We start from the raw sequence: 1,634 nt of genomic DNA, 5'->3' as shown, positions 1-1,634 counted from the left end.
CGACGCGGCCGCCCGCCAGCTCGACGCTCAGGCCGGCGGCGGCGCCTTCATTGCGTCCGACGATGCCGCCCGCGACGCCGCCGATGACGGCGGCCTGCTCCGGCAGCTTCAGCTCCACCGCCTCGATGCGGCCGAAGCTGCGTCCGGCCAGAGCGCCCGCGTACGCGTAGCCGAGGACGGACTTCGGCTCCAGCTTGAGCCCGCTCACAGAGCCTTTGGCGCCGATGACGCCGAACAAGCCTGCGTTCTCCACCGTGCCGCTGACGGCATAACCGTCGATCAGATGGCCGCCGCCGAGCAGCTCGCCCTGGAACGCCAGCGTTTCGCTGACGCCGATCGGGCTCCACTGGGCCGACTGGATATGGATCGGACCTTTGATCTCGATCGTCCGTCCCTCGAAGCTGAACGGCTCGATGCCGACGAGCGTGCCGTTGACGATCGCCGCCAGTCCCGCCAGCTCCGCTTCAGTGCCGATTTGGAAGCTGGGTGCGTCTTTGTCCCGAAGATACCAGTTGACGTTCGTATTGACGCTGCCCCCGGTTCCGTCATCGCCGCCGCCGCTGCTCGCGGCGCGGTTCACTTCCGGGTACTGGTACTGGGCGCTCAGCGACCCGTACTTCCAGGCTGCCGCGAAGTCCCAGCCCGACAGCGCAGGGAACTCGCTGCGGTCCGCCAGCGTCGAGGACAGGATCGTGCTCAGCCGTCCCAGCACGCTCAGCCAGCGGTACTGGCCGTCCGCGAAGTCGGGCAGGTCCTTGTTGAGGTTGAGCTTCTCGTCCTTGATGTAATAGCTCTTGTAGAGCAGCTCCTTGCTCGCGTTGTCGTACCGGCCGGCGAAGCCGCCGGCCCGTGCGGTTCCGCTTGCCGTCACTTCGGCTGCAGAGTAGCTGTAGGAAACCTTGCCGGAGGCGATGCGGCCGGCAAAGCCGCCCGCATAGGCGCCGTTGCCCGACGCCGTCACGCTTTTGGCGCTGTAGGCGTTTTTCACCGCGCCTCCCGACAGTTCGCCGAGCAGGCCGCCGGCTTGGGTGTAAGCGCCGGAAGCCGTCACCCGGGAAGCCGCGTACGATTGCTCGATGCCGCCGCTGCTGCGCCCCGCGAGACCGCCGAGGAACACAGGCTGGACGGCCGTTCCGTACGCTTTGGAGGTCAAGTCGAGATCCGTATAGGACGACAGGATCCGGCCGGCGTTGTCGCCGACGAGGCCGCCGGCCATCGTGCCCTGGCCCTCGATCGTCAGATTGGCATTTGTATACGTGTAGTACAGCGTGCCTGCGGCTGCGTTGCGGCCGACGAGGCCGCCGACGACCGCGTTCGCTCCTTTGGAGGAGACCGGCAGCTTGTCCGTTACGCTGACGTTGGCGATCAGGCTTCCGTTCTCGCCGACGAGGCCGCCGACCGTCATGCCCGGCGCCAGCGCCTGCACGCTGCCGGAGACGCGGCTGTTGGCGATGATGCCGAGCGAGCTTTGCGGCTGGGCGGCCGGATCGCTTGCGCGCGCCTCCAGCCGTCCCGCCAGACCGCCGACCGTGCTGCCGGCGGCCGCGGCGTTGGCCTTCAGCTGCATGCCGGTGAACAGGTTGCCGCTGACAGACGGCTGCTCGCCGCCCTTATGCGTGCCGAGCAGGCCGCCC

At 68.2% G+C, this 1,634-nt stretch carries 1 pseudogene; it reads right to left on the bottom strand.

Annotation, left to right across the window (positions count from 1 at the left end):
* Positions 1-1,634: pseudogene (locus tag PHU01S_RS26075) on the bottom strand (hypothetical protein); the annotation flags it as partial.

Origin of the sequence: Paenibacillus humicus NBRC 102415 (assembly GCF_004000905.1) — a bacterium.
GTDB lineage: Bacteria > Bacillota > Bacilli > Paenibacillales > Paenibacillaceae > Paenibacillus_O > Paenibacillus_O humicus.
Note: the sequence above shows the minus strand (reverse complement) of the source record. Positions and strands in the feature narration are given on the sequence as shown.